The 22,415-nt window shown below is 67.6% G+C and carries 17 protein-coding genes; 15 read left to right on the plus strand and 2 right to left on the minus strand.

The features are described from left to right. Positions 1 to 85: 85 nt before the first annotated feature. Positions 86 to 1,717, plus strand: a complete 1,632-nt coding sequence (pruA, locus tag AAF604_08640; protein MEM7049713.1) for an L-glutamate gamma-semialdehyde dehydrogenase — start codon at positions 86 to 88, stop codon at positions 1,715 to 1,717. Here the strand turns inward: pruA and AAF604_08645 are convergent. Both AAF604_08645 and AAF604_08650 read right to left on the minus strand, forming a co-directional pair. Further along, positions 1,701 to 2,645, minus strand: coding sequence for a DMT family transporter (locus AAF604_08645; GenBank protein ID MEM7049714.1), 945 nt, complete (start codon positions 2,643 to 2,645; stop codon positions 1,701 to 1,703). The genes pruA and AAF604_08645 overlap by 17 nt on opposite strands. Positions 2,646 to 2,655: 10 nt before the next feature. Further along, positions 2,656 to 3,558 carry a DMT family transporter gene (locus AAF604_08650; protein ID MEM7049715.1) on the minus strand — a complete coding sequence of 301 codons (903 nt, stop codon included), beginning with the start codon at positions 3,556 to 3,558 and terminating at the stop codon, positions 2,656 to 2,658. Positions 3,559 to 3,719: 161 nt separating this feature from the next. Between AAF604_08650 and AAF604_08655 the strand changes: the two genes are divergently transcribed. From AAF604_08655 to AAF604_08720, 14 genes are all read left to right on the plus strand, one after another. Beyond that, positions 3,720 to 5,471 carry a methylmalonyl-CoA mutase family protein gene (locus tag AAF604_08655; protein ID MEM7049716.1) on the plus strand — a complete coding sequence of 584 codons (1,752 nt, stop codon included), beginning with the start codon at positions 3,720 to 3,722 and terminating at the stop codon, positions 5,469 to 5,471. 96 nt (positions 5,472 to 5,567) lie between these two features. Beyond that, positions 5,568 to 5,960: a cobalamin B12-binding domain-containing protein gene (locus AAF604_08660; GenBank protein MEM7049717.1), complete on the plus strand. Its 393-nt coding sequence runs from the start codon at positions 5,568 to 5,570 to the stop codon at positions 5,958 to 5,960. A gap of 58 nt (positions 5,961 to 6,018) precedes the next feature. Next, positions 6,019 to 7,074, plus strand: coding sequence for a response regulator (locus tag AAF604_08665; GenBank protein ID MEM7049718.1), 1,056 nt, complete (start codon positions 6,019 to 6,021; stop codon positions 7,072 to 7,074). A gap of 170 nt (positions 7,075 to 7,244) precedes the next feature. Next, on the plus strand, positions 7,245 to 9,884 hold the full coding sequence (locus AAF604_08670; GenBank protein ID MEM7049719.1) for a valine--tRNA ligase: 2,640 nt from the start codon (positions 7,245 to 7,247) through the stop codon (positions 9,882 to 9,884). A 19-nt stretch (positions 9,885 to 9,903) separates the two neighbouring features. Next, positions 9,904 to 10,689, plus strand: a complete 786-nt coding sequence (locus AAF604_08675; protein MEM7049720.1) for a biotin--[acetyl-CoA-carboxylase] ligase — start codon at positions 9,904 to 9,906, stop codon at positions 10,687 to 10,689. Continuing rightward, positions 10,686 to 11,477 (plus strand): type III pantothenate kinase, encoded by a 792-nt coding sequence (locus AAF604_08680; GenBank protein MEM7049721.1) that lies wholly within the window; start codon positions 10,686 to 10,688, stop codon positions 11,475 to 11,477. The genes AAF604_08675 and AAF604_08680 overlap by 4 nt, the downstream gene beginning before the upstream one ends. Further along, the gene (locus AAF604_08685) at positions 11,477 to 12,133 is read left to right on the plus strand and encodes a hypothetical protein (GenBank protein MEM7049722.1); all 657 of its coding nucleotides are present in this window, start codon (positions 11,477 to 11,479) and stop codon (positions 12,131 to 12,133) included. The genes AAF604_08680 and AAF604_08685 overlap by 1 nt, the downstream gene beginning before the upstream one ends. Before the next feature lie 49 nt (positions 12,134 to 12,182). Next, entirely contained in the window at positions 12,183 to 14,426 is a 2,244-nt protein-coding gene (locus tag AAF604_08690) for a ComEC/Rec2 family competence protein (protein MEM7049723.1), read from the plus strand. A 24-nt stretch (positions 14,427 to 14,450) separates the two neighbouring features. Continuing rightward, a complete protein-coding gene (miaA, locus tag AAF604_08695; GenBank protein MEM7049724.1) occupies positions 14,451 to 15,401 on the plus strand; it encodes a tRNA (adenosine(37)-N6)-dimethylallyltransferase MiaA in 951 nt (316 codons plus the stop codon). Continuing rightward, positions 15,382 to 15,597, plus strand: a complete 216-nt coding sequence (locus tag AAF604_08700) for an RNA chaperone Hfq (protein MEM7049725.1) — start codon at positions 15,382 to 15,384, stop codon at positions 15,595 to 15,597. Before miaA ends, AAF604_08700 begins: the two co-directional genes overlap by 20 nt. Positions 15,598 to 15,712: 115 nt before the next feature. Further along, positions 15,713 to 16,957 carry a hypothetical protein gene (locus AAF604_08705; protein MEM7049726.1) on the plus strand — a complete coding sequence of 415 codons (1,245 nt, stop codon included), beginning with the start codon at positions 15,713 to 15,715 and terminating at the stop codon, positions 16,955 to 16,957. 28 nt (positions 16,958 to 16,985) lie between these two features. After that, positions 16,986 to 17,549, plus strand: a complete 564-nt coding sequence (locus tag AAF604_08710; protein MEM7049727.1) for a CDP-alcohol phosphatidyltransferase family protein — start codon at positions 16,986 to 16,988, stop codon at positions 17,547 to 17,549. A 9-nt stretch (positions 17,550 to 17,558) separates the two neighbouring features. Then, a complete protein-coding gene (gene dnaE, locus AAF604_08715) occupies positions 17,559 to 21,011 on the plus strand; it encodes a DNA polymerase III subunit alpha (GenBank protein MEM7049728.1) in 3,453 nt (1,150 codons plus the stop codon). Positions 21,012 to 21,126: 115 nt separating this feature from the next. Then, positions 21,127 to 22,266 (plus strand): PP2C family protein-serine/threonine phosphatase, encoded by a 1,140-nt coding sequence (locus AAF604_08720; protein ID MEM7049729.1) that lies wholly within the window; start codon positions 21,127 to 21,129, stop codon positions 22,264 to 22,266. Positions 22,267 to 22,415: the final 149 nt, after the last annotated feature.

Genomic DNA, 22,415 nt, shown 5'->3' on the forward strand with positions numbered 1-22,415 from the left:
GAAGCTCTCGGACAACCATCATCGCAGCCTTCTCCGGCATCTGCCGGGCTTCGGTACCTGATTTTCCTCGAGGGAGGTCTCCGCCATGTCGAACGCCATCTTTCAGACGCCGCCGCCGCGCAACGAGCCGGTCCGAAGCTACGCCCCGGGCTCTCCGGAACGGGCTTCCTTGAAGGCCCGGGTCGGCGAGATGCGGGGCGAGAAAATCGAGATTCCGCTGATCATCGGCGGCCAAGAGGTGCGCAGCGGCGATACCGTCGAGGCGGTCTGTCCGCATGATCACGGTCACGTCCTGGCGACCGTTCACCAGGCGGCGCCGGAGCACGTGGCGCAGGCCGTCGAAGCGGCCGGTGAAGCCTGGCGGGAATGGTCCGAAATGCCCTGGGAAGGGCGCGCCGCGGTCCTCCTCAAGGCGGCCGATCTGCTCGCCGGTCCTTGGCGCGACACCCTCAACGGCGCCACCATGCTCAATCAGTCGAAGACCGCCCACCAGGCGGAGATCGACTCGGCCTGCGAGCTGATCGATTTCTGGCGCTTCAACGCCGCCTTCATGCGCCAGATCTACACCGAGCAGCCGGCCTCCTCGCCGGGCATGTGGAACCGCCTCGAGCATCGACCCCTGGAGGGCTTCGTGTTCGCCGTGACGCCCTTCAACTTCACCGCTATCGGCGGCAACTTGCCGACGGCGCCGGCGCTGATGGGCAACGCCGTGCTGTGGAAGCCGGCGACCACCGCGGTGGTCTCGAACTACTACATCATGCGCCTCCTCGAGGAGGCCGGTCTGCCGCCTGGCGTGATCAACTTCCTGCCCGGTCGCGGGCGCGCCGTCGGCGATCCGGTGATGGCTCGGCCGGAGATGTCGGGAGTTCACTTCACCGGCTCGACGGCGGTCTTCCAGTCGATGTGGAAGACCATCGGCGACAACGTCGCCAGCTACCGCTCGTACCCTCGTCTGGTCGGCGAGACCGGCGGCAAGGACTTCGTCTTCGCCCATCCCTCGGCGGACGTCGAGAGCCTCGCCGTGGCGCTCGTCCGCGGCGCCTTCGAGTTTCAGGGGCAGAAGTGCTCGGCGGCTTCCCGGGCCTTCGTTCCGCGCTCCCTGTGGCCGCGCCTGGAGGCTCGGCTGGCGGACCTCGTCGGTCAGATCTCGGTCGGCTCGCCGCTCGACTTCCGCAACTTCATGGGGGCGGTCATCGACGCTTCCGCCTACCGCGACATCATGGGCTATATCGACTACGCCAAGGATGCGCCGGAGGCCGACGTCATCCTCGGTGGCAACGGCGACGACTCGCAGGGCTACTTCATCGAGCCGACGGTGGTGGTCGCTCGGGATCCCTCCTTCAAGCTGATGTGCGAGGAGATCTTCGGCCCGGTGTTGACGATCTACGTTTACGAGGACGACGACATCGAGCAGGCCCTGCGCGACTGCGATCAGGGCAGCCCCTACGCCCTCACCGGTGCCATCTTCGCGCGCGATCGGCGGGTCATCCAGCGGCTGGCGGCGGCCCTGCGTCACGCCGCCGGCAACTTCTACATCAACGACAAGCCGACCGGTGCAGTGGTCGGCCAGCAGCCCTTCGGCGGCGGCCGCGCTTCGGGCACCAACGACAAGGCGGGCTCGATGCTCAACCTGCTGCGCTGGGTCTCGCAGCGCACCATCAAGGAGACCTTCGTACCGGCGACTGACTTCCGCTATCCCTTTATGGCGGAGGAGTAGAAGGGCGCCGGGGGAGGACCGTCGCCACCGCCAGGCCGGCGAGGGCGAGGCCTCCTCCCAGCCATTCCAGGGGCAGGATGCGGAAGGTGAAGACGGCCGGCAGAAGGCTCGCCAGGGCGGCCTTCGAGAGCAGCGTCATCGGCGGATTGAGAAACACCGTCAGGCCCACCGTGGAGGCCGGCAGGGAGCGCAGCAGGTAGGTCCAGAGGGCGAATCCCAGAACCGTGGCGAGCAGCGACAGGTAGAGGACGGCGGCCCAGCCGGTGCTGTCGAGGGCGACCATCTCGGGCAGCCCCTTGAACGGCGCGATGGCCAGCAGGGGGAGGGTGCCGAGGCTGATCGGCAGGTAGGTCAGCAACAGCGGTGAGACCTCTCGGGTCAGCGGTTTGCAGATCACTGAGTAGATCGACCAGGACAGCGGTGCCAGAGCGGTGACGGCGACCATCAGACCGTAGTTGCCGCCGGTCGGGTGGGCGGCGGCGATGGTCGCCATGCCGAGCAAGGAGAGGGCCAGGCCGGCGAGCTTCTGCGGCGTCTTGCTCTCGCCGAGGAAGATCACCGACAAGACCAGGATGAAGAGCGGCGCCAGGGCGGTGGTGATCGAGGCGATGGGGGCGGCGACGCCATGCTCCTGGCCGAGAAACAGGCAGAGGTTGTAGATCGGCACCACCAACAGGCCGCAAAGGGCTAGCCGAAAGCCGTGACGGCGCAGCAGAGCGATCGATTCGCGGGGCCGAAACCCGAAGCAGTAGAGCGAGCACACCAGGCCCGACGGCAGGGCGCGGGCGACGGTCAAACCGACGGCGTCGAAGCGCGCCGCCGACAGCTCGGCGCCGAGCAGGTAGCCGATGGCGATGAAGGTATTGCTCCAGATGGCGAACAGGCCGAGGGCGATGACGATCGCGGCCCAACCCGGCAGGGTCTTCACGAGTCCGCCTTCACGACTTCACCTTCAGGGCGGGTTTCTCGACCGCGCCGCCGAGGGAAATCCAGCCGATGCCGGCAATCACCGTCGCCACCCCCAGCCACTGCACGGCGGCGAGCTGCTCGGCGAAGAGCAAACGCCCCCAGAGGACCGTCAAGAGCGGTTGGAGGAGCAGGAGAATCGAGGTCTCGAGGGCCGGCAGGCGCGGCAGGGCGCGCGAGATCAGGAGCCAGCCGACGCACTGCGAGACCAGCGCGAAGGTCACCAGCCAGCCGTGGCTCGGCCAGCTCGGCACGAGCTCGAGGCCGCCGTCGGCGAAGCCGATCAGCAGGCTGGTGACGGCGGCGGCGAAGGTGGCTTCGAAGAGCGGTCCGACGGCCGGTGCGGCGCGGCGGTTCGAGCGTCGGAAAAGCAGCAGGAAGGCGGCATAGGTGACGCCCGTGAGAATGCCGTAGACGACCCCGGACCAGGGGTCCGAGCCGTAAGCGCGGCGATCCCCGAGGCCCGAGATCAGGACGACGCCGCCGAGCACCAGAGGCAGGGCGATGAGAGCGCGGCGGGCCGGTCGTTCGCCGAGCAGCCACCAGGCGGCGAGGGCGACGAAGACGACCTGGGTGTTGCCGAGGACGGTGGCGAGGCCGGCGCCGATCTGGGCGATGGCGCGGTGCCAAAAGGCGAAGTCGATGCCGAGGAAAACGCCGGCGAGGAGGGCGAGGGCGCGCTCGCGGCGGCTGCGCTGGTCGTCGCGACGGCGTCGCCAGGCGAGCAGGCCGAGGACCGGCAGGGCGTAGGCGACGCGGAAGAAGGCGGTGGTGGAGAAGGACTCGTCGGCCAACCGCACGAAGATGGCGGAGAAGGAGATGCCGACCACGCCGACGACGGCGAGCAGGCGAAGGCGAGGCGGGGGAGCGACCATGGCGCCGCGCACTGTAGCGCGTTTTCGACGGCCCTGCGAAGCTTTCGGCCGGCGCCCTTCGGCTATACTGGAAAAGAGAAAAACCTCGCCTTCGGCGGGCGGAGCGGGCCTCCTGAGGGGAGTGCCGTCGGCCGAGCGAAGGGGTGCGAAAGGAGCCTGCGATGGCGGTCAAGGATGTCGAGCAGTCGAGTGCGGTGAAGCCCGGCGACGGTGGTAAGCGGGAAAATCCGGGTATCTATCGTTCGCGCGCCCTCGAGGCCTCGCGCCAGGCGGCCGAGCGCTGGCGCCAGCAGAAGGCCGCCAGCGAGGCCAAGCGCCCCTTCTGGAAGGAAGACTTCACTACCGTGTCGAGCATGGAGGTGCCGCACCTGGTGACCGCCTCGGATGTCGGCGACCTCGGACCCGAGCAGGTCAACACGGTGCCCGGAGAGTTTCCGTACACCCGCGGGATTCATCCCACCGGCTACCGCGGCAAGCTCTGGACGATGCGCCAGTTCGCCGGCTTCGGCACCGCCGCCGACACCAATGAGCGCTTCAAGTACCTGCTCGCCAACGGCCAGGACGGCCTCTCCGTGGCCTTCGATCTGCCGACCCTCTACGGCTACGACTCGGATCACGAGATGTCCCTCGGCGAGGTCGGCAAGTGCGGCGTCGCGATCGACACCTTGGCCGACATGGAGGTGCTCTTCGAGGGTATTCCCCTCGATCGTGTCTCCACTTCGATGACCATCAACTCGACGGCGCCGATCCTGTTTGCGATGTACTTGGCGGTGGCCGAGAAGCAGGGCGTGGACATCGCCAAGAAGGTCACCGGCACGCTGCAGAACGACATCCTCAAGGAGTACATCGCGCAGAAGGAGTACATCTTTCCGCCGCGTCCGTCGATGCGCCTGATCACCGATCAGTTCGCCTTCGCGGCCGAGAAGGTGCCGCGCTGGAACACCGTTTCGGTTTCCGGCTATCACATCCGGGAGGCCGGCTCGACGGCCCTCCAGGAGCTCGCCTTCACCCTGCGCGATGGCATGGAGTACGTGCAATACGGCATCGATGCCGGCCTCGACGTCGACGCCTTCGCGCCGCGCCTGTCCTTCTTCTTCAACAGCCACAACGATTTCTTCGAAGAGATTGCCAAGTTCCGGGCGGCGCGACAGATCTGGGCGACGGTGATGAAGGAGCGCTATGGCGCTCAGAATCCGCGCTCCCTGATGCTGCGCTTCCACACCCAGACGGCGGGTTGCTCGCTGACCGCCCAGCAGCCGGTCAACAACGTCGTGCGAACCACCGTCCAGGCGCTGGCGGCGGTGCTCGGCGGCACCCAGTCGCTGCACACCAACTCCCTCGACGAGACCCTCGCCCTGCCGACCGAGGAGAATGCCCGCACGGCGCTTCGCACGCAGCAGATCCTGGCCCACGAGTCGGGGGTGATCAACTCCGTCGATCCCCTCGGCGGCAGCTTCTTCGTCGAAGAGATGACCCGGCGCATGGTCGACGGTGCCTTCGACTACTTCCGCGAGATCGACGGCTTCGGTGGCATGGTCGAAGCGATCGAGGCGGGTTTCCCCCAGAAGGAGCTGATGGAGGCCTCCTTCCGCTTCCAGATGGCGGTTGAGAAGGCCGAAAAGCTGGTGGTCGGGGTCAACTCCTTCGAGGTCGAGGACGAAGATCCGATCGACATTCTCTACATCGGCGACGACCTGGCGACGACCCAGGTGGCGAGTCTCGACGGCGTGCGCCAGGGACGTGACCGGGGGGCCGTCGAGCGCACCCTCGACGCCCTCAAGGCGGGGGCCGCCGGCAGCGCCAACACCATGCCGCTGCTGCTCGACTGCGTGCGCGCCTATTGCTCTGTCGGAGAGATCAGCGACGCCCTACGGGACGTCTTCGGCACCTACGAGGAACCGGCCGTTTTCTGAGGCCCGCGCCAGCCCCTGGCAGGACCTTGCGAATTCCCGCTTTCGCTTGGGAAATAGGGTATTTACGTCCGCCGACCTCTGCTACAATCCCCGGCCATGAGTGAGCGAAAGCACCGTATCCTGATCGCCAAGCCGGGCCTCGATGGCCATGACCGGGGAGCCAAGGTGGTGGCGCGGGCCTTGCGCGACGCCGGCTACGAGGTGATCTACAGCGGCTTGCGGCAGACTCCGGAGCAGATCGCCACCGCCGCCCTGCAAGAGGACGTCGACGGCGTCGGGCTGTCGATTCTCTCCGGTGCCCACAATGCTCTGCTGCCGGAGGTGGTGCGGCTGCTGCGCGGTGAAGGTGCCGACGACATGCTGGTTTTTGCGGGCGGGATTATCCCCGACAAGGACATCGCCGGCCTCAAGGAGGCGGGCATCGACGAGATCTTTCTACCGGGGACGCCGACCGGCAAGATCGTCGAATATTTGAGAGCCCGGCTCTAGGCTCGCCTCCCCGCGGGGACGGCCTCGAGCCCAGGATGGCGCCGGGACGGAGGGTGTGATGAGCAAGAAGATTTTGCTGGCCGACGACAGTGTCACGATCCAGAAGGTCATCGAGCTGACCTTCATGGACGAAGACTACGAGGTGACGGCCGTCAGCAACGGGGACGAGGCCCTGAGTCGTCTCGACGAGATGACGCCGGACATCGTGATCGCCGATGTCCACATGCCGGGTGCCAATGGTCTGGAGGTCTGCCGGCAGTCGAAAGCGAAGCTTCCCGAGGTTCCGGTGTTGCTGCTGGTCGGTACCTTCGAGGCCTTCGACGACAGCGAAGCCCAGGAGGCCGGAGCCGATTCCCATCTCAAGAAGCCCTTCGATTCGCAGGAGCTGCTGCACGTCGTCGGCGAAATGCTCGCCGGTGGCGGCGAGGCCGTCGAAACGACGGAAGAGGCGGTGACCGAAGAGGACGCCGCTCCGCCGGTCGAGGCGGTGACCGCCGAGGCGACGGGCCAGGTCGAAGAGCCGGCGCCGGATCCTCAGGCCCAGGAAGAGGTCGCCGTCGACGATCAGAGCGAGGATGTCTTCGCCCTGCCCAGCGAGGCGGCGACGCCGGCAGCGGATTGGGGCTTCGGTTCGGAGGCACAGCCCTTCTCCCTCGGCGGGGAGGAGGACCCCTGGGCGGCGAGCGGCGAGACCCAGGTGCAGCCGCCGGTGAACGAAGCGACCGAGGTCGAGGCCGAGGCGAGCGCCGAGCCGCCGGCGGCCATCGAGGAGCCGGTCGCTGACGAGCCAGCCGCCGGGGAGCCTGCCGCCGAGGAGCCGGCCATCGAGGTCACCCCGGTCGAGTCGGCGGTCGTCGAGGAACCGGCCGAAGAGGCCGCAGATGTCGCCGCCGAAACGGTCTTCGCGGCACCCGCCGTCGAGGAGCCGGAGGTCGCGGCCACGGCCGGTGATGCCGGCAGTCTTTCCGATGCCGATGTCGACCGGATCGCGCGGCGGGTGGCCGAGCTGGTCGGCGACCGCATGGCCCGTGAGGTCGCCTGGGAGGTCATTCCCGATCTCGCCGAGGTCGTGATCAAGGACCGCCTGCGCGAGCTCGAAGGCCAGCTCGACTGAGCTGACGGTTCCCGCCGCTCGGTACGACCGCGGGTGGGGTGCCGTCCTCGGTACCCGGGCCCGCGGCGATCCGTTCGCGACCGCCTGCCGGACTCCGCTCCGTGATCTGTGCCCGGAGCACTCCATTGCAAGCCTCCCTCCGTATCGAAGCCTGAAAGGATGACTGTCCCGTGACCACGGCGAGCCCGCAACCGATGGACAAGCGATTCGATCCCGCCAGCTACGAGCGGCGCTGGCAGCGCTATTGGGCCGAGCAAGGAGTCTTCGAGGTGCCGGTGCCGTCCGAGCGGCCCGGCTACTGCATCATGATTCCGCCCCCCAATGTGACCGGCAAGCTGCATATGGGACATGCCCTGCAGTCGACGCTGCAGGACCTGTTGACCCGTTGGATGCGGATGAAGGGTCGCAACGCCCTGTGGCTGCCGGGGACCGACCACGCCGGCATCGCCACCCAACTGATGGTCGAGCGCCAGCTCGCCGAGGAAGGCGTGAAGCGTGAGGAGCTCGGCCGCGAGGCCTTCCTCGAGCGCATGTGGGAATGGAAGGCCGAGTATCACGACAACATCCGGCGGCAGCTCGAGATCCTGGGGGCGAGCTGCGACTGGAGCCGGGAGCGTTTCACCCTCGACGAGGGGCTGTCGCAGGCGGTCGGCGAGGCCTTCGTGCGCCTCTACGAGGAGGGCCTGATCACCCGCGGCGAGTACATGGTCAACTGGTCGCCGGTGCTCGATACGGCGATCTCGGACCTCGAGGTCGAAATGAAGACCGTCGAGGGCAAGCTCTACCACATCGCCTACCCGGTGGCCGGTGGCGACGAGCGCATCGTGGTGGCGACGACCCGTCCCGAGACCATGCTCGGCGACAGCGGCGTTGCGATGCATCCGGAGGACGAACGCTATGCCCACCTCCGCGGGCAGAGCGTCGACCTGCCGCTGGTCGGCCGGATCATTCCCTTCATCGAAGACGAGCTGGTCGACCGCGACTTCGGCACCGGCTTGGTGAAGGTGACGCCGGCCCACGATCCCAACGATTTCGAAATGGGGCAGCGCCACGGCCTCGAGCAGATTCAGGTCATCGACCGGCGCGGCCGGATGACCGCGGCGGCCGGCGAGGACTTCGCCGGCCTCGACCGCTTCGAGGCGCGCGCCCGGGTGGTGGCGGCTCTCGAGGCCGAAGGCCTGCTGGTCAAGGTCGAAAAGCACCTCCACAACGTCGGCCACAGTCAGCGCAGCGGTGAGCCCATCGAGCCGCTGATCTCGACGCAGTGGTTTTGTGACGTGTCGTCGATGGCGGCGCGCGCCCTGGTGGCGGTCGACGGCGGCGACATCGAGCTGGTGCCGGCGACCTGGGGCAAGACCTGGAGCCACTGGCTCGAGAACATCCGGCCGTGGTGCATCTCGCGTCAGCTGTGGTGGGGCCATCGGGTGCCGGCCTGGTACGACGGCGAGGGCCGCTGCTTCGTGGCGCGCAGCCGGGAAGAAGCCGAGGAGCAGGCCGGAACCAGCGAGCTGGAGCAGGATCCGGATGTCTTGGATACCTGGTTTTCGTCCGGCCTGTGGCCGATGTCGACCCTCGGCTGGCCCGAGGAGACGGCCGATCTCGAGACCTTCTATCCCACCGATGTGCTGGTCACCGGCTTCGACATCCTGTTCTTCTGGGTCGCCCGCATGGCGATGTTCGGTCTGCACTTCACCGACCAAGTGCCCTTCCGCCAGGTGCACCTCACCGGATTGGTGCGCGATGCCGAGGGCGTCAAGATGTCGAAGACCAAGGGCAACGTCCTCGATCCCGCCGAGCTGGTCGAGGACTACGGCGCCGACGCCCTACGCTTCACCCTGGCGATTCTCGACACGCCCGGCAACGACATTCCCCTCGACCTCGAGCGCATGGCCGGTTACCGCGCCTTCGGCAACAAGATCTGGAACGCCACCCGCTTCGTGCTGACGCGGGTCGAAGGAGCGCGACTGCGGGACGACTTTTCCGGTGACGACCTGGCGGCGCCGGAGCGCTGGATCCTGTCGCGCCTGGCGGAGGCGTCCGAGGTGGTCAATGGCAAGCTCGAGATCTTCCGCTTCGACGAAGCCTGCCATCGCCTCTACCACTTCTTCTGGGGTGAGCTGTGCGACTGGTACATCGAGCTCTGCAAGCCGTCCTTCTTCGGCGAAGCGGTGCGGCCAGCGGTGGGCGACGTCCTGCTGACAGTGCTCGATCGCAGTCTGCGATTGCTCCACCCGGTGATGCCACACCTCACCGAGGAGCTCTGGCACCGCCTGCCGGGACACCAGGAGGTGCACCCGGTCTCCCTCGCCCTGGCGCCCTATCCCGAAGGCCGGCCCGACTGGCGCGATGTCGAGACCGAAGCCCGCATGGATTCCCTGATGGAGATCGTCACCCGCCTGCGCACCCTGCGGGCCGATCAGCCGAAGGACGGCGTACGCGCTTACCTGAGCTGCGACGACGCGGCGCTGGAGGAGTTCTTGAGCGCCCAGGCACCGCTGGTGCGCTCTCTGGCGCGGGTCGACGAGGTGGTTCTGGGAACGCCCCCGGAGGGCGCCGTCGGCGATCGGGTGGCCGGAGCCCAGGTGGCGTTGGAGATTCCGGAGCGCACCCTCGGGGACGACGAGCGCGAGCGCCTGGGTCGGGAGCTGGCCAAGCTCGAAGGCGAGATCGCCGGCGCCGAGAAGCGTCTCTCCAACGAGCAGTTCCTGGCCAAGGCACCACCCGCGGTGGTCGCCGGGAACCGTCAGCGCTTGGCCGAGCTGTGCGAGCGCCGCGATCAGATCTCCGCCACTTTGGGGAGCGAGGGATGAATCGACGCGGGGCTCGGGAATGAGCTCGCAGGTCGATCTGGCGGCCTTCGAGGCGGCCTTCGCGGCGCAGGCCGGCTTACCCAGCTGGGTGATCCTGCCGCGTCTCGATTCGACCCAGCGGCTGGCCCGCCGCATCGTCGACGAGTATCACCAGGAGTGCAGCGAGCCCCCCGCGATGCTGATCTCGGCCCTCGAGCAGACCGGCGGCCGGGGCCGTCGAGGCAACCGCTGGGAGAGTCCGGCGGGGGGTGGAGTCTATGTCACCTTGGTGCTGTCGCCGGTTTCTCGGCAGGCTCTGCCGTTGCTGCCCATGGTGGTGGGAACGGCCCTCTGCCGGAGTCTCGCCGAGTGGTGCGGTGACGAGCCCTGTCGCCTCAAATGGCCCAACGATCTCTTTTGGCGCGGTGCCAAGCTGGGGGGAATCTTGATCGAGAGCAAGGTCGGTGACGACGGTCCCTCGGCTCTGATTGGCTTCGGCGTCAACTATCTCGCTCCGGCAGGGCTGCCGGCGGCGGCCTTGAGCCAGCTCGGCGCTGCCGTCCCGCCGCTCCCTCGAGTCGCTGGAAAGCTGGCGGCGGATGTCTGGCGGGCGGTTTCGCAGCCCCTCGATGGGGCCACCGTGAGCGCCGACTACGTTCAGCATTCCCTGCACCGGAAAGGTGACGAAATTGCCTGGCGTCACGGCGAAGACAGCGGAACCGGGCGTTTCCTGGGATTCGACGAGCGCGGTTTCCTGCGTCTCGAAGACTCGACCACCGGCCAGGAACGGGCGTTGGCCGCTGCCGAGGTCACGGAGCCGTCATGAACCCTGCCGCCAAGCGCCCCCTCATTCTGGTCGATGTCGGCAATACCAACACCGTCTTCGGCATCGATCGTGGCGAAGACCTGCTCGAGAGCTTTCGTCTCTCCACCGACACGGAGCGCACGGCGGACGAGTACGGCGCGCTGTTGCTCCCGCTGTTCGATCGCTTCGGAGTCGATCCTGGCGATGCCGAGGCGGTGGTGGTGTCGTCGGTGGTGCCACCGCTCCAGCCGACCCTCGATCGGCTGGCGCGACGCTTCTTCGGTCAGGAGCCGCTGTTCGTCGAGCCGGGGGTGAAGACCGGCTTGCCGATTCGCTACGACAATCCCGCCGAGGTCGGGGCCGATCGCATCGTCAATGCGGTGGCCGCTCGCGAGCTCTACGGCTCGCCGGTGGTGGTGGTGGACTTCGGAACCGCCACCACCTTCGACGTCATCAATCAGGCCGGCGAGTACACCGGCGGCATCATCACGCCGGGGATCTCGATCTCGGCCGAGGCTCTCTTCGCCCAGGCTTCGCGCCTCTATCGGGTCGACGTCCGGCGGCCGGACCAACTGGTGGGACGAACCACCGCCGGCGCCATGCAGTCCGGCATTTACTACGGCTACATCGGCCTCGTCGACGGCATTCTCGAGCGCCTTCTGCGGGAGGTCCCGGGACCGCCCAAGATCGTCGCCACCGGCGGGCAGGCGGAGCTCATTGCCGGCGGCTCGCGCTACATCGAAACGGTGGATCAGCGCCTCACGTTGCTCGGCCTGCAGCAGATCTACGCGCGCAATCGGGAAAGCTGATGGGCGCGGAAGATCACGCCTACTTCCAGGCGGTCGAGGAAGTCTTCGTTCGTCTACGCGGAGCGCCGCTGCTGCTGTCGCCGAAGGACTGGATGGTGGCGCGTGAATGGCATCGCCGGGGGATTCCCCTCAGCGTGGTCGAGAACGCCCTCGAAGAGCTGTTCTCGCGGCGCCGTGATCGCGGCGCCCGGGGCCGGGTCCAGAGCCTCGGCTACTGCGCCCCGGCGGTCGAGTCGGCCTGGGAGGAAATCGAGGAGCTGCAGGCACCGGGGCGCCGGGAAACGGCGTCCCCGAGCTTCGATGTCGAGCTTCGTCTGGCGGCCCTGGCGGCGGCGCTGCCGGCAGATCTGGCGGCCTGGCGTCACCGCTTGCTCCCCCTGCAGGGGGAGGCCGAGATCGTCGAGGCGCGCCTCGCCGAGCTCGATGTCGAGCTCGATGCGGAGCTCCTCGACGCCCTGTCGGCGAGCCAGCGGCAGGAGGTCGAGGTGCAGATCGCCGGCAGCTTCGAATCCCTCGCCCAGCGCCTGCCGAAGGGCGAGCTGGAGGAAGCCCGGCGGCGACTGACCTCGCGCTGGATCCGGCGCCAGCGAGGAGTCCCGGTGCTCTCTCTGTTCGCTCCCGAGGCGGAGTCGGCGGCCGAAGTTTCCAAACCTTAAGCTCACATAGCGCAAGGTCCGAGCCGGGCAATTCCGTCTTCCGGACGGGATGCGCTATCTCGACCGTCTACCCGCCGTACCGATGCTGGTCGCCCTGTGGAGCGGCGTTGCCGCCGGGGCGGCGGCGTCCGCTCTCCCGGTGCCTGGGATTTGCGCCCTCGCCGCTCTCAGCCTGGCCCTCGACGGCCGCGCTCGGTGCTGGCTTTTTGCGCTGGCCTGCGGTCTCTTGCTGGGGGTCTTCGAGGGCGAGCGCCGGCAGGCTTTGCAGGTGGCGGCGGCTCGGCCGGTGCCGGTGGAGGTGACCGGCCGTTTGGTCGGTCCGTGGCAACCGCGTGGCGACGGGCGGGGCTGCTGGCTGGAGATCGAGAGCCTGCGCCGGGGCGACCGCCTGTGGTCCGGGAGCGGGCGTCTGGCGCTGACCGTCTACGGCGCCGGTGACTTGCCGCTGGCCGGTAGTCGGGTGCGGGCGCTGGCTCATCTGCGCCAGCCGGCGACCTTCCTCAACGGTCGGTCGCCGCGACGACCGCAACCACGGCTGGTGATCAAGGCCGCCGCCCTGCTGCAGGAGCTGGCGCCGCCGGCCCTCTGGGAAGTCGCCGCGGCTGGTGGGCGACAGCGCTTCGAGGCCCTCTTCGATCGCTATCCGGGCTCGCCCGGCGTCGCCCTGGCGCGCGCCCTGCTGCTCGGCGAGGCCTACGCCCTGCCGTTGCCCTGGCGCCAGGCCCTGACCCGCCTCGGTCTGGCCCATTTGATGGCCGTTTCGGGGCTCCATCTGGGAATCGTCGCCGGCCTGGCGGCAGCGATCTGCTTACCGTTGCCGCGCTCTCTGCGCAGCCTTCTGGTCGTCGCCCTGTGCTTGGCCTTCGGTGCGGTGGTCGGTCCTCGGCCTTCCCTGATGCGCGCCCTCGGCATGGTCTTGATGGCCTGCGGCGCCCGCTGGCTGCGCCGACCGGCGGTCAGCGGCAACGCCCTCGCTTGGGTGGCGGTGGCTCTGATCGTCGACCGCCCCTCTTTGATCGAGCAGGTGGGCTTTCAGCTCACCGTCTTGGCGACGGCGGGGATGGTGATCTTGGCACCGGTCTTGGCGAGCCAGGGTGCCTCGGCCCTGCGCCGCGCCTTGGCGGCGAGTGTGGCGGCGCAGGTTGCGACCTGGCCGGTGACCCTGCCGACCTTCGGTCTGATCCATCCGGCGGCACCGCTGCTCAATCTGATCGCCGTCCCTTGGACCGCCATCACCCTGGCGACCAGCCTCCTTTGGAGCCTCATCGGGGGGCCCGGCGGCACCGCCCTGCTCGATGTGCTCGCCTGGCCTTTCGCTCTACCCTCCGGTATCGGCCCGCAGCCTTGGCAGGGGCTACCGGTGGCGATTCCCGCCATCTGGGCCGTCGTCCTCGCGGCGGTTGCTTGCTGGGTTTGGCGCCGGCCGCGGCGGCTGCTGTGGCTGCTGCCGCTGCTCCTTCAGGGGGGGCCTGGAGCGGCCTTCGATGGACCCGTCTCGGTGACCCTCCTCGACGTCGGTCAAGGCGACGCGGTTCTACTGCAGGACGGCCCGCGGGCGGTCTTGGTGGACGCCCCCGGCTGGCCGGACGGCGATTTCGGTGGCCGGGTGCTGGTGCCGGCCTTGGCGCGGCTCGGAGTTCATCGCCTCGAGGCGGTGGTGCTGAGCCATCCGGATCTCGATCATTGCGGTGGCTTGGCCGACCTGCTGGCCTACCTGCCGGTGCGAGAGGTCTGGGTCGGGGAGGAGTGGAGCGGAGATCCCTGCGCTGATCGCTTGCGATCGCTGGCCGGTGGGCGCTGGCGACTGATCGCTCCAGGGAGGCCGCCGCCGGCGGTCGGTCGTTGGCGCCTGGCGGCGCTGGTCGGTGGACGGGGGGCCGCCGTCGACCCTGCCGCGGCGGCATCCGGGCGCCAGCGGAACGATCGCTCGCTGGTGATGGTGGCGCTGGCCGAAGGGCGCTGCCTGCTGTTGACGGGGGATATCGGTCGTCGCGCCGAGGCGCGGCTCCTGAAGGGCGACGACGACCTGGCTTGCGACCGGTTGAAGGTCGCCCATCACGGCTCGCGGAGCTCTTCGGGCCAGCCCTGGCTGGCGCGGACCGGACCGCGTTGGGCCCTGGTCTCGGCGGGGGTCGGAAACTCCTACGGTCATCCCTCGCCGGCCACCCTGGAGCGCTTCCGCCAGCGCCGTATCGCCACCCTGAGCACCCACCGCGATGGCCGCATCACGTTGTTTTGGCGCGCCGATGGAGCGGTCCAGGTGGCGGTGCCGTTTTCGCCGCGGGGCGATTGAGCCACTCGCAGTAGACTCTTCGCCATGAGGCCCGTCGTCGCCATCGTGGGTCCGACCGCCGTCGGCAAGACCTCCCTCGCCCTGCGGCTGGCCGAGGAGATCGAGCTCGAGATCATCAATGCCGATGCCCTGCAGGTCTATCGCAGTCTCGACCTCGGGACCGCCAAGTCGACCCCCGAGGAGCAGGCCCGGGTGCGCCACCATCTGGTCGACATCCTGGCGCCGACGGAAACCTACTCGGCCGGCGAGTTCGCTCGCCGGGCTCGGCTGGCGATCTCCGACATCCATCGGCGCGGTCGTTGGGGGGCGGTGGTCGGGGGGAGCGGCCTCTACGTGAGGGCTCTTCTCGAGGGCATCAGCCCGGTTCCTCCGGGCGATCCCGAAGTGCGCCGGCGATTGCGTGAGCGCTTGCAAGAGCAAGGTTTGCCGAAGCTCTACGAGGAGTTGCGAGAGAGCGATCCGGCGACCGCCGCGAAGCTCGCTCCGGGGGACACTCAGAGGGTCTTGAGGGCCCTCGAGGTGGGGCTCGTCAGCGGGCGTCCTCTCTCTCGCTGGATCGCGAGCCAACCCTTTGGAGAATCGCGGCTTCCGGCCGTTCGGCTCGGATTGACGCTACCGCGAAATATCCTGTACGATCGCATCTTCGAACGGGTCGCTCGGATGGTCGACGGTGGCTGGGTAGAGGAGGTTGTAGGGTTGCTGGAACGGGGATTTTCCCCAGAGAGCCCAGCCTTTCAAGCCATCGGTTATCGCCAATTGGCCCGACATGTCCAGGGGGAGTGGTCGCTGGACACCGCGATTCGAGAGACGGTGACTGCCACCCGGCGGTTCGCGAAGCGGCAGCTTACCTGGTTCCGAAAGGAGGCGGACATCCTGTGGTGGGATGCTCGCGACCTCGAGGGGCAGATTTCTAACATCCTGAAACACCTTCGGTGCCGCGGATTCGGGAGACTCGATGGCCAAGCACAACATTAATATCCAAGATGGATTTCTTTTTCAGAATCTCAAAGAAGGTCACCTGATGGAGGTGAGCTTGACCACCGGCAAGGATCTGGTGGGACGCCTCAAGCGGTTCGATCGCTTCGCCGTGGTCCTCGAGACCTCCAACGAGGAGGTCCTGGTCTACAAGCATGCTATTGCGACCATCTCCATCGGTGGCACCGAGGGCTGATCGAGTCCGGCGTTTTCTCGCGGCGAGCTCGTTTTGGGCGCTGATGCCCCTGGCCTTGGCCTGTGGCTCGGCGGGCACCTCGGCGCCGCCGACGCCGATCGTGGAGAAGGAGCCGATGGCTGCCGTCCCGGCGGCGGATCGGCCCTTCGTCGTCGACCCCCTCGATGGCTATGAGCTGCTGGTCGACGAGGACCGCAAGGGACGTCTGCGCTCCCTCTTCGCCCAGCTCGAGGCGGGGGCTCCGGGCGCAGCGCTGGTGAGTGCTGCCGATGAGTTCCTGGCAGTCGACGACACCTTCCATCCCGCCCGGGTGCTGGCGGCTCAGGGGGAGCTGGCCGCGGGGAACCGCGAGGCGGCCTTCGAACGCCTGACGCCGGCGGTCACCGAGCTGCCGCGATATACCGCCGCTCAGCTTCTGCGTGGGCGGGCCGCCGAGGGTCTGGGCGACCTGGTGGCGGCAGCCGAAGCCTATGGCGCCATCGGCGATGTTTCCGGCCTCGCGGCGGATCGCTTTCGCGACCTGCTGCCGGCCGTCGAGGACATCCTCGGGCGCCGTCTCGAAGACGCCATCGCTCGGCAACGGCTGGACCTCGCCGAAGAGGTTCTGGAGCGCCTCTCGCGCTGGTCGCCGGATTCCCTGGTCACCCTCGAAGGGCGCCGTGCGCTCGCCGTGGCGACGGACGATCCGGTCGCCGAGCTGGCCTCCTTGATCCGCCTGCAGGAGCGTTGGCCGGAGGATCGAGCCTTGGCCGAACGGCGCGGTGATCTCGAGCTCGAGGTTGGCGATCCGGGGCGCGGTCTGGCCGTCTTCGAAAGTCTCGCCGGCCGTCATCCGGGCGATCCCGGGCTCGCCGCCAAGGTGCGACGCGCCAAGTTCCGCTGGCGCTTCTCGCAGCTTCCCCGGGAGGTCACCGAGATCGCCGCCAAGGCTGCCCTCGATCGCGCCGACCACGCCCAGCTCCTCTACTGGGCGCTGCCGGCGGTTCGCTACGGTCGCGGTGGAGAAGCGCGCATCGCCACCGACATCCTCGATCATCCCCAGCGCGAGGCCATCGCGCGGGTGGTCAACCTGGGTTTGATGCGGGTCGAGCAGAGCGTCCATCGCTTTTCGCCGGAGCGCGAGGTGTCGCGGGCGGAAGTGTTCGAAAGCCTGCTTCGGCTGGTCTCCTCGAAGGCTCCTCAGCCGTCCTGCGTGGCCGGTTTCGAAGCCAGTCGTCGGCCGTCGATGGCCTTCGTCTGTGAGGTGGCGACACGCTGTGGCCTGGTGCCTTCGGAAGCCGACTGTCTGCCGCGGACCGGCATCTCCGGCAGCGAGGCCCTCGACCTGATCCGCCTCGGATCGGAGCTCTTGGGCTCTTGAGGTTCCTCGCCGGCGACCCGAGGCCCTGATGTTCACCATTCCCAATCTCCTGTCCATCCTGCGGATGGGATTGGTGCCGCTGTTCATCATCGCGGTGATCGACGGTGACGCCTTTAAGGCCCTCTTGATCTTCACCATCGCCGGCGTCACCGATGCTCTCGATGGCTTCATCGCCCGCTTCTGGGAGCAGCAGACGCTTCTCGGCACCTACCTCGACCCGATCGCCGACAAGCTGTTGCTGACTTCGGCCTACGTGGTGCTGGCGATCCCCCGCCTCAATCCCGAGATGCCGATTCCGATTTGGGTGACGGTGCTGGTGCTGGCTCGAGACGTGGTGATCGTGGTGATGGCAGGGGCCCTGTACCTGGCCGCCAATGTCAAGAAGTTTCCACCGGCCCTGCTCGGCAAGGTGACCACGGCGGCGCAGGTGACCACCGTCGTGCTGGTGCTGGTGACCGGAGTCCTGCCGCACTGGGAAGGGCTGCGCTGGGCGTCGACGGTGGCGATCTACAGCACCGCCCTGCTGACCGTGGCATCCGGTCTCAACTACATCATCCTGGCCAATCGCATGTCCGATTCCCGCAAGGAGTAGAGCGCTGCCGTGTCCGACTTCGTACATCTCCACCTGCACAGCCAATACAGCTTGCTCGACGGTGCCAACCGTCTCGACGACGTCATCGGGGAGGCGGTGTCGGCGGGCATGCCGGCGGTCGCCCTCACCGACCACGGCAACATGTTCGGAGCCATCGAGTTCTACGATCGCTGCCGCAAGGCGGGGATCAATCCGATCGTCGGCATCGAGGCCTATGTCACCCACGACATGCACGACCGCACGCCGCGGCGCGGCGGCGGCGGGGCCAATCACCTGGTGTTGCTGGCCAAGAACGAGACCGGCTACCGCAACCTGATCAAGCTGTCGTCGCGGGCCTTTCTCGAGGGCTTCTACTACAAGCCCCGGATGGACAAGAAGCTGCTGCGTCAGCACAGCGAAGGGGTGATCGCGCTGTCCGCCTGCCTGAAGGGCGAGATCAACGAGCAGCTCATGCAGAACCGCGAGGCCGAGGCCGAGGCGCTGGCCCGCGAGTACCTCGAGATCTTTGGCGAAGGCAACTTCTACCTCGAGCTGCAGGATCACGGCATCGAGGAGCAGCGCCTCTGCAACGTCGCCCTGCGGCGCATCTCCCGCAAGCTCGGCATTCCCCTGGTGATCACCAACGATTGCCACTACCTGCGCCAGGACGACTCCTTCGCCCACGATGTCCTGCTGTGTATCGGCACCCAGAAGAACGTCGCCGACACCAATCGCATGAAGTACGCCTCGGATCAGTTCTACATGAAGGGCGTCGACGAGCTGCGGCGGGTCTTCCCGGATGATCCCCAGGCGATCGAGAACACCCTGCGGGTGGCCGAGTCCTGCAACCTCGAGATCCCCACCGGCACCTTCCACCTGCCCGAGTTTCCGGTGCCCGACGGCTTCACCCTCGATTCCTACTTCGAGAAGGTGACCCGCGATGGCCTGCAGGAACGCTTCGACGAGATGCGCAAGCTCTCCGATCGCCTCGACCGCTTCGGCGTCGACGTTTACCGCGAGCGCCTGCAGCGCGAGATCGACATCATCAAGACGATGGGTTTTCCGGGCTACTTCCTGGTGGTCTGGGACTTCATCCGTCACGCCCGCGAAAACGACATCCCGGTGGGCCCCGGACGCGGCTCGGCGGCGGGCTCGCTGGTGTCCTACGCGCTGCGCATCACCGATATCGACCCGTTGCGCTACGACCTGCTGTTCGAGCGCTTCCTCAACCCCGAGCGCATCAGCATGCCGGACATCGACATCGACTTCTGCATGCGCCGGCGCGGCGAGGTGATCGGCTACGTCAACGAGAAGTACGGCCGCGACAAAGTCGCCCAGATCATCACCTTCGGAACCCTCGCCGCTAAGGCCGTGATTCGCGATGTCGGGCGCGTGATGGGCTTGCCCTATGCCAAGGTCGATCGTCTGTCGAAGCTGGTGCCGGACATGACCCGCTCCCTGGCGGAGGCCTCCAAAGAGGTCGAGGCCCTCAAGACGGAAGTGGCGCGCGACCCCGAGGTGCGTCAGATCGTCGACGTCGGGTCGCGCCTCGAGGGCTTGACTCGCCACGCCTCGGTGCACGCCGCCGGAGTGGTGATCACGCCGCAGGCGATCGAAGAGCTGGTCCCCCTCTACAAGACCAGCCGCGACGAGATCGTCACCCAGTGGGACAAGGACGTGGTCGAGGGCCTCGGGCTGCTCAAGATGGATTTCCTCGGCCTGCGCACTCTGACGGTGATCGACGATGCCGTCAAAATCGTTCGCCAGCAGGGCATCGACCTCGACCTCGAGGCGGTGCCTCTCGACGACGCCAAGGTTTACGAGCTGTTCTGCGACGGCCGCACCAACGGCGTGTTCCAGTTCGAGTCGCGCGGCATGAAGGACCTGCTGCGGCGGGCCGAGCCCTCGAAGTTCGAGGACCTGGCGGCCTTCAACGCCCTCTATCGTCCGGGCGCCCTGTCGGTCGGCATGGTCGACGAGTACATCCACCGCAAGCAGGGCAAGAAGAAGGTGCGCTACATCCTGCCCGAGACGCGCTCCATCCTGGAGGAGACTTACGGCGTCATCGTCTACCAGGAGCAGGTGATGCAGGTGGCGGTGGAGGTCGCCGGCTTCACCCTCGGCGAAGCCGACATCCTGCGCAAGGCGATGGGCAAGAAGAAGCTCGAGGTGATGACCGAGCAGAAGGCCAAGTTCGTCGCCGGTGCCGAGTCGCGCGGCGTCGACGGCGCCAAGGCCAAGGAGCTGTGGGAGTACATCGAGCCCTTCGCCGGCTACGGATTCAACAAGAGCCACAGCGTCGCCTACGCCATGCTGGCCTACAAGACCGCCTACCTCAAGGCTCACTATCCGGTGGCCTTCATGGCGGCGATGCTCAACTCCGAGTTCTCGAACTCGGACGCCATCGCCAAGTACATCCGCGAGTGCGGCGACATGGGAATCGAGGTGCTGCCGCCGGAGATCAACCAGAGCGACTGGTGGTTCACCGTCATCGATGACCAGATCCGCTTCGGCCTGGGCGCCGTCAAGGGAGTCGGCGAGGGCGCCGTCGAGGAGATTCTGCGGGCTCGCGGCGAGGTCGGACCGTTCAGCGGGCTGATCCACATGGCCTGCGAGGTCGACGGCTCGCAGCTCAACCGCAAGGTCTTCGAGTGCCTGATCAAGGCCGGCTGTTTCGATACCACTTCGGGGGAGCGCAAGCCGCTTTTCGACGCTCTCGACGGCATCCTGACGGACGCTCAGCGGCAGTGGAAGGACCGCGCCGTCGGCCAAGTCGGTCTGTTCGCCGCCGAGGCGCAGGAAGAAGCCTCGCGCGATCCTCAGGGCTCGGAATGGCCGGAGCGGGAGCGCCTCAGCCTGGAGAAGGAGACCCTCGGGTTCTATCTCACCGGCAACCCGCTGTCGGAGCACGAGGAGAGCCTGGCGACGCTCACCACCCACACCCTCGGCGGCCTGGCGGAGGCGGTCGAGGACTTCGTCACCGTCGGCGGCGTCGTCACCGGGGTGCGCAATACCAAGATCAAGTCGGGTCCCAACGCCGGCCGCCTGATGGGGCGCTTTTCCCTCGAAGATCTCGAAGGCCGCATCCCGGTGGTGCTGTTCGCCAATCAGTTCCAGCAGTTCGGCCACCTGCTGGTGGACGAAGCGGTGGTGCTGGTCAAGGGACAGGTGCGGGAGCGGGGCAGCGACATGGAGCTGAATGTCGAGGAGATGACCTCTCTCGAGCAGGCCACCCGCAAGCTGCTGCTAGCCGTCGAGGTCGATCTCGGCAGCGGTCTGTCGCAGAAGGACATGCTGCGTCTGCGCGAGGTCTTGACGGAGCACGCCGGAGAAACCCCCTTGCGATTGAGCCTGAGGCTCGACGGCAAGCGGGTTCGCATTGCGCCTGGAGACAACTTCAAGGTGCGCTTCGAGCCCAGCTTGGTCGATTCGGTGGCGGCGATTCTCGGCCAGGGTCGCATCCACGAGCACTACGCCGCCTGACGCGCTCGGCGAAGGTCCTGCGGGCTCGGCAGAGCTTGCCACCGTGGACTCAGCTCCCGCCGCCGATGCCTGGAACCTCGCTGCGCCCGCTGCGTAGGAGACCCGGGGGAGTCTGATGGGAAAGAAGAGATCGGCGATTCAAGGCTTCGTTCGTGACTACACGGCGGGCCTGCGGCGCGAGGAGTTCCGCCGTCTGTTCCGCGAGGACGCGGTGGAGGCCTATGCCGTTCTCACCCGCGACCGGGAGGATGCCGACGAGCCCGCGGGGCGCGTGCGGCGCTTCTTCTATCGTGCCCGCATCCTGTTTCTCGGAATCTCGGAGAAGCTGGCACCGGCGCGGCGCATTCTGTTCGCCCTCTCCCTGCTGTGCGTGGTCCTCGCCCTCGCCGAGTGTCGGCTCGACGTCGGCAGCTCGACCGAGGGCGGTCGTCTGCTCGTCGAAGCCTCGCCGTTGTGGTGGTTGACCGCCTTCGGTGCGCTGCTCTTCTTGTTCATCGTCGAGCAGGTCGATCGGGTGCGGGTCCGAGACGAGCTCGAGGTGGCTCGCCTGGTGCAGCGGGATCTGCTGCCGGAGGCCTTTCCCGGAGTGGCCGGCTACGCCTTCGCCCACTCCTATCGCACCGCCCGCGAGGTTGGTGGCGACTACTACGATTTGATTCCTTTGCCGGATGGCCGCCTGGTGCTGCTCTCCGGCGACGCCAGTGGTCACGGTATGGCCGCCGGGCTGTTGATGGCGATCGCCAACGCCACCATCCAAACCGCCGTCGCGACCGATCCGGAGCCCCGTTCGGTGGCCCTCGCCCTCAACCGCACCCTCTGCTGTACCGGCGGTCAGCGCGCCTTCATGACCCTCTTCTATGGTCTCCTCGACCCCGCCAGCGGTCGCCTCGACTATGTCTGCGCCGGTCACCCGTTTCCGCTGTTGGTCCGTCCCGGGCGGCAGGTGATCGAGCTCGGCAAGGGAGGATTGCCCCTCGGCCTGCGGACCGGGCTCGAAATCACCGCCGCCCGCGCCGACCTCGAGGCCGGGGATCACCTAGTGCTCTACACGGACGGCCTACCGGAAGCCCTCGATCGCCGCGGTGAGGCCTTTGGCTTCGAACGGCTGCGCGACCTGGTGGCCGCCGGCGGGGGCGCCCAGCGGGTCCACGACGGGGTCTTGGTGGCCTTCGAGCGCCACCTCGGCGGTGCCGACCTGGCGGACGACGTCAGCCTGGTGGTGGTCGAACGCTCGCGCACCCCGCAGCGGAGCTGAGATTCTGGATCGATCGGGCCCAGCGGCCCGCAGGGCGAGCCGGCCGACGCCGGCTCGCCGAGAGGGCGTCTAGCCCACCCTTCTCTCGAGGTTTTCTTGCGAGAGGCCGTAGGTTCTTGAAGATGCAAGACATCCGCCGCTGCCACGAC

It is taken from the genome of Acidobacteriota bacterium, assembly GCA_039028635.1.
Lineage (GTDB): Bacteria > Acidobacteriota > Thermoanaerobaculia > Multivoradales > JBCCEF01 > JBCCEF01.

Coding starts and splice junctions, on each gene's coding strand:
- pruA (MEM7049713.1), top strand. CDS start 86: ATGTCGAACGCCATCTTTCAGACGCCGCCGCCGCGCAACGAGCCGGTC.
- AAF604_08650 (MEM7049715.1), bottom strand. CDS start 3,558: ATGGTCGCTCCCCCGCCTCGCCTTCGCCTGCTCGCCGTCGTCGGCGTG.
- AAF604_08655 (MEM7049716.1), top strand. CDS start 3,720: ATGGCGGTCAAGGATGTCGAGCAGTCGAGTGCGGTGAAGCCCGGCGAC.
- AAF604_08660 (MEM7049717.1), top strand. CDS start 5,568: ATGAGTGAGCGAAAGCACCGTATCCTGATCGCCAAGCCGGGCCTCGAT.
- AAF604_08665 (MEM7049718.1), top strand. CDS start 6,019: ATGAGCAAGAAGATTTTGCTGGCCGACGACAGTGTCACGATCCAGAAG.
- AAF604_08675 (MEM7049720.1), top strand. CDS start 9,904: ATGAGCTCGCAGGTCGATCTGGCGGCCTTCGAGGCGGCCTTCGCGGCG.
- AAF604_08680 (MEM7049721.1), top strand. CDS start 10,686: ATGAACCCTGCCGCCAAGCGCCCCCTCATTCTGGTCGATGTCGGCAAT.
- AAF604_08685 (MEM7049722.1), top strand. CDS start 11,477: ATGGGCGCGGAAGATCACGCCTACTTCCAGGCGGTCGAGGAAGTCTTC.
- AAF604_08690 (MEM7049723.1), top strand. CDS start 12,183: ATGCGCTATCTCGACCGTCTACCCGCCGTACCGATGCTGGTCGCCCTG.
- miaA (MEM7049724.1), top strand. CDS start 14,451: ATGAGGCCCGTCGTCGCCATCGTGGGTCCGACCGCCGTCGGCAAGACC.
- AAF604_08700 (MEM7049725.1), top strand. CDS start 15,382: ATGGCCAAGCACAACATTAATATCCAAGATGGATTTCTTTTTCAGAAT.
- AAF604_08705 (MEM7049726.1), top strand. CDS start 15,713: ATGGCTGCCGTCCCGGCGGCGGATCGGCCCTTCGTCGTCGACCCCCTC.
- AAF604_08710 (MEM7049727.1), top strand. CDS start 16,986: ATGTTCACCATTCCCAATCTCCTGTCCATCCTGCGGATGGGATTGGTG.
- AAF604_08720 (MEM7049729.1), top strand. CDS start 21,127: ATGGGAAAGAAGAGATCGGCGATTCAAGGCTTCGTTCGTGACTACACG.